Origin of the sequence: Streptomyces aureus (genome assembly GCF_001418135.1) — a bacterium.
Taxonomy (GTDB): domain Bacteria; phylum Actinomycetota; class Actinomycetes; order Streptomycetales; family Streptomycetaceae; genus Streptomyces; species Streptomyces aureus_A.
Window position 1 is genome coordinate 1 of the sequence record NZ_LIPQ01000218.1, and the last position, 5,483, is coordinate 5,483.

A 5,483-nucleotide genomic window follows, 5' to 3' on the forward strand; every position below is an offset into this window, starting at 1 on the left:
CGCCCCCGGAGGTCCGGGGGCGCCGCCGCGAGCAGCAGCGGTGCCATCGCGGTGTTGAGGACGGTCAGCGGAACCGTGAAGACGAAGAGCAGGGCGATGCCGCCGAGGAAGGTGGTCTGCCGGGAGTAGGCGATCAGCAGAACACCGCTCACCAGCAGGCTGATCCAGGTGCTCCGGCGGGCCCCGAGCCACTGCACGACCCGGCCCCCGCTCAACGCCCCCGTGATGCCGCCCACGCCCATCGCCATGCCGATGTATCCGTAGAGATGGGCGTCGGCATGGAGGTTGTCGGTGGTGAAGAAGACGTTGAGGGTGCTGAGCGCGCCGATCCCGAACTGTCCGATGACGGCGAGCAGAAGCAGCACGACCAGGAACCTGCTGCGGGCGAAGAAGCGCACGCCGTCCGCGAACTCGCGGCCGAGGCTGGGCTTTCGGCTCACCGGCTGCGCGTCGTTCGCAGCGGGCGCAGGAGCGGGCTTCCCGCCTTCCGCGGCCGCGGCCGACGCGGGTACCTCGATGGATCGGATCGCCACGTACGACACCGCGTAGGACAAGGCGTTGAAGAGCAGGGCCCACTGGATGCCGGCGGCGAAGAGCAGCGGTGCCGCGAGCGGAGGGCCGATGATCCAGGCGGTCTCGCCCGTCGCCTGACCGATGCCGGCGGCCCGGGCGCGGTTGGCGTCCCCCTTCACGAGGTCCGCCAGGATCGCGAAGCGCGCCGGCGAGAAGAACTGGCCGGCCGCGTGCAGGAGGAGCACGGTCACATAGACGAGTGCGAGCCAGACGCCCGCCGGGAGAGCGTCGGTCGGCAGGAAGGAGACGGCGGTCAGGACCACGACGAGCGCTCCGCGCACCACCTCGGTGCGGAGCAGTGTGGCGAGCTTGTCCCAGCGGTCGACGAACACGCCCGCGAGGGGGCCGATGACCAGGACGGCGACGCTGGACGCCAGCAGTACGCCGCTGACCGCCATCGGCGCCCACGACTCGTCCTTCGCCAGTACGGTCGCCACCCACAGCACCAGCGTGGTGCTGAAGACGGCGTCCCCGACGGACGAGACGGCCTGGCCGAACCAGAGGCGGGTGTAGTCGCGGTTGATCAGCGTGAGGCGCGGTGTCACGAGGCCCACCTCGCCGACGGGACGATCGACGCCATGAGGGCCGTCACCAGGGTCGTGTGGTACGCCTTCCGGAAGAACTCGCCGGCCGTGACCCGTGGCGCGGCCTTGAGCTCCGCCGACCTTCCGGGGATCGCCCCGTCGGGCCGCTGGGCGCGCGCCAGGCACTCCACGGCCGCCGCCCCCGAGGGCGTGCGGAGAGGATCCTCCCCCAGGACGAACTGCGTGAGGACGAGCTCCGCCGCCAGGTCCCAGAGATCGTGCGCCACGCAGTGGATCAGCATCCGGTGGGTGAGGCCCCGGGCGTGGTCCAGGTCGGCTCCGGCGATACGGGGGTCGGTGCGGCCGAAGTCGCCGAGGTAGAAGGCGGTGTGCGTCAGCGCGTACGCCTGGGGGACGGTGAGCGGCTCCACCGTGGCCTTCGCGGCCGCGGTCGCGATCGTGGGGGCGGCCGCGCGGAGGGCGACGAGCGGGCTCCGCGGGAGGAGCTCGGCGTACGGCTCCATGCCGTGGCGGACACCCGCCATGTCCGCGTAGTAGCGGATCTCGATCCGCCGGTACGGTGACTTCCCGCCCGGCGAGAGGAAGCCGGGGTCCAGCCGCGCGAGCGCCTCCCGGCACTGCGTGTCGTCGATGCCGTCGGGGGCGAGCGCGGCGTAGACCAGGCGGTACGTGGAGGCGTAAGCGGGACTGACGTCGAAGAGCCGCGGGAAGTCCGGGTCCTGCCAGAGCTTCCGTACGAGTGCGGCCGCCCCGCCCAAGGATTCCGGGACGCTGTCGTCCGGCCGCGCCGCGCGGTGACAGAGCAGCCCCAACTCCAGTGCGGCCTTGGCCTTTCCGCGCGTTGTCGATCCGGCTGTCGATCCGGCTGTCGACCCGGTGGTCGCCGAGAACGGGTCGAAGTGGTCGAGGTTCCCGCCCAGCCAGTCCAGCGCGCCGGCGGAGAGCTGCTCCAGGAGTGAGGGCGGCATGGCTACAGGCGCCCCGTCTCGTGCAGATGGTCGAGCAGGGCCGTGTCGACGGTGTCGCGGAACCTGGCGAGCGTACGGGCGTCCTCGTCGTAGCTGTAGAGGTCCTGGCAGGCGATCCACCGGTCACCCGTCTCCGCGCTGGGCAGGTAGCCGTCGGCGACCGTGCCGACCTCCCAGTCGGGCTTGCCCGCGGTCTCCCAGCAACTGGCCAGGGTCCCGTCCGCGCTCACGACCGCGCCGTACCGGCCGTCGGTGTGACCGCAGGTGACGCAGGTCTTCCGGCCGCCCGGGCGGTTCACGGTGAAGCCGAGGTCGAGGGCCCTGCGCTGCCACCGGGTGAAGGCGGAGGAGAGCTCACCGGTGTGCAGGAGGCTGTTGGCGTATCCGACGCCGACATCGCCGATCCGGGCGAAGTACAGCGTGCAGCGGGTGGGGTCCAGCGCGTCCCCCAGCCGGTCGACCAGCGCGTCGACGCCGTGGAAGGTCTCCTGGGAGACGTTCACCCGCAGGGTCCACCGGAGCGGCGTGACCTCGGAGGCCTTGACGATATTGCGGACGATCTTGTCGAAGGTGCCGCTGCCGTCCGCCCTGCCGACCCGGATCCGGTCGTGGTCGTCGCGGTCGCCGTCGAACGTGACCTGGACGGACGTCAGGCCGCGGTCGTGGAGCCTGCGTGCCAGGGACGGGGTGAGCAGGGTGGCGTTGGAGATCATCCAGGCCGAGGTGGGAGCGATGTCCGCGGCCCGCTCCAGGAGTTCGAGGCATCCGCGCGGGTTGAGAAGGGGCTCGCCACCGAAGAGGAGGATCCTGAGCCTCTCCAGGCCCACGGCGGCCATCTGGCGCTCGGTGAACCCGAGGATCGAGGTGATCGTCTCCGAGGTGAGCCGGGTCCGGGCGATCCGCGGCGGCCGGCTCCCGCCCGCCAGGTCCTGCGCGGTGTTCTGGAAGCAGTAGCCGCAGCCCAGGTTGCAGTGGGTGCTGGTGAGGACGGTCAGGGCGTAGGAGCGGACCGTGGCGGCGGTGAACATACCGCTCTCGCGCAGCCGTTGCTCGGCCTCGGGGCGCAGCCCTCCGTCGGGGGTGACGTGGCGGTCGGCGAGCCGGGCGATGCCGCCCGGACCGAGGAACCACCAGGTGCGCTCGCCCCGGAGGAGGCGGGCGCCGGAGGAGGCGAGCTCGCTGCCGGCCGCTGGGGAGGTGGGAGCCGCCTGTCGGTCGGCACTCGTCGCTCGGTCGACGCTCACCGTGTCGCCTCCCGTACCACCGTCGCGCCAGTGGCTCCCGCGGCCCCTGCTGTGCGTGCCGCGCCGTCGGATCCCGTGGTGGAGCGCCCGGCGGGAGCCCCGGGCGCCTCCGGCCGGCCCTTTCCGACGATCAGCATCGTGAGCGCGGTGACGAGGGTCGCCTGGTACGACTTCCGGAAGTACTGCACGGGCGTCGCGTCCGCCGGGGCGCGCCTGACGACGGATTTCCCGGGGATCGCTCCGTCCGGCGCCTGGACCTCGGCGAGCATCCGGATGCCGGCCGCCCCGGAGGGCGTACCGAGGGGATCCGCGCCGAGGCAGTACTGCGCGAGGACCAGCTTGCCGACGAGGTCCCATTCGCCGAGGCCCAGGCAGTGGTGGGTGAGCCGCTCCACGACCTGGAGGGCCTGCTCGCGGGCCTCGTCGGTCAGGCCGGGATCGCGGAGGCCGAAGTCGCTGAGGTAGAAGACGGTGTGGGTGACCACACAGGCGTCCAGGTCGGCCACCGGCAGGGTGGCGGCCCGGGCGGGCAGGCTTGCCGCGTACAGCTCGCCGTACGAGGCGAACTCGTGCTCCGCGCCCGCGAGATCGGCGTAGAACCTCGCCTCCAGGTGGAGGTACGGGGCCTTGCGCCGCGGAGCGAGGTAGCCGTCGCCCTTCAGCCGGGCCAGGACGGCGCGGGGGGCGTCGGTGACCGTCCCGGTGGGTGCCAGTGCCGCGTACATCAGCTCGAACTGCCGGGCGTACCGGCCGTCGAGGGTGAGCAGACGCGGGAAGTCCGGTCGCTGCCAAGCCTGTTCGACGATCGAGGTGGCACCTCGCAGGGCGTTCTCCGTCGGCGCGGACTCTCCCCAGTAGCGGCAGAGCAGCGCGAGCTGGAGAAGGGCCTTGACGCGGGGTGTGACCGGCAGTTCGGCGTGTCCGGCGGGGGAGTCGAGGTACCCCGCGTGCCGCGCGATCCAGTGCCGCGTACCCATGGACAGACTCGCCACGGCCTCATCGAGGCCGACTGATCGCGTACTCATGGTTCTCCTTCGGGGTTGCGGATGCCTGAGCCACCCGCTCGACGATGTCGGCCGCGCGGGCCGCGCCGTCCACCGCGGCCAGCCTGTCGCCGAGCGCGCGGGCTCGGGTCCGCAGTCCTTCGTCGCGCGACACCGACTCCAGCAGCGCCGACAGGTCCACGGACGGGGTCTTCGGGTCGCGCACGGCCACTCCGGCCCGTACGCAGGCGCCGGTGAGCAGCGGCTGTTCGGACCCGTTGGGCGAGAGCGCCAGGGGGCGGCCGCGCAGGAGGGCCGACAGGACCGGGGCCGAGGTGCCGTTGGCCAGCACCAGGTCGGCCGCGTCGACGAGCGGTCCCATCCAGGGCTTCCGCACGAGCAGGATGTCGGCCTCCGCAGCGGGCGCGGGGTCGGTGGAGCGGCCCTGTTCGACCACCGCCCGGAACGGTCCGCCGGTGAACGCCTCGTTGAGCCGCGGCCAGAGGGTCCGGCCGCCGAAGAAGCGGCCCAGGTGCACGTAGACGACGGGCTTCCCCGTGCCCGCCCGCTCCAGGTGATCCTCGATGGCCTCCAACTCGCCCTGCTCGGGCGTCGGTTCCCAGGCCAGCGGTCCCACGTAGCGCACCCGCTCGGGGAGTTCCGCGCCAGGGTGTTCGAGTTCCGGATCCCCGCGGAGCAGCAGCGCGTCCCCGAGCAGTGGATCGTCCTCCCAACGGGAGGCGCGCCCGGCCAGGCCGGCCTCCTCCCGGGTGGCGGCGTGGAGGTCCAGGCTGTCGCGGGTCCGGCTCTCCCGGGTCCTGCCCAGGTGCGGCTCCCCGTCGCCGCCGCTCCGGTAGTCCCACAGATGCACCGAGAGCCCGATCACGACCACCGGAATGTCCAGGACCTCGGCGGCGAGCAGGGCGCCGTTGCACAGCACCGAGGTGACGAGCAGATCGGCCTGCGCCGCCCGGGCCGCGCGGAGGACCGCCCGGTACTGCGCGGCACCGGTCTTCCCCCACCATGTGGCGGAGAACGCCCGGTGACCGCCGAAGTCCTCGGCCACCGCGCACGGCAGCCCGGCCTCGGCCACGACGGGCCCGGCGGAGGACCTGGCGAGGACGCTGACGTGATGGCCGCGGCGGCGCAGCTCGCGGCCGGCCGCGAGCG

Annotated in this window: 5 protein-coding genes; all 5 read right to left on the reverse strand. The window is 72.8% G+C overall.

The annotated features are described in order from the left end of the window. On the reverse strand, positions 1-1,118 hold a 1,118-nt coding region (locus tag AOK00_RS19015), incomplete at its 3' end, for an MFS transporter (protein WP_055601500.1). Beyond that, entirely contained in the window at positions 1,115-2,086 is a 972-nt protein-coding gene (locus AOK00_RS19020; RefSeq protein WP_055601501.1) for a DUF6895 family protein, read from the reverse strand. The genes AOK00_RS19015 and AOK00_RS19020, both read right to left, overlap by 4 nt. A 2-nt stretch (positions 2,087-2,088) precedes the next feature. Further along, positions 2,089-3,330 (reverse strand): radical SAM protein, encoded by a 1,242-nt coding sequence (locus AOK00_RS19025; protein ID WP_055601502.1) that lies wholly within the window; start codon positions 3,328-3,330, stop codon positions 2,089-2,091. Next, on the reverse strand, positions 3,327-4,355 hold the full coding sequence (locus tag AOK00_RS19030; protein ID WP_079042078.1) for a DUF6895 family protein: 1,029 nt from the start codon (positions 4,353-4,355) through the stop codon (positions 3,327-3,329). Before AOK00_RS19030 ends, AOK00_RS19025 begins: the two co-directional genes overlap by 4 nt. After that, positions 4,327-5,483, reverse strand: a 1,157-nt coding sequence (locus tag AOK00_RS19035; RefSeq protein WP_055601503.1) for a glycosyltransferase, incomplete at its 5' end; no start/stop codon positions are given. The genes AOK00_RS19030 and AOK00_RS19035, both read right to left, overlap by 29 nt.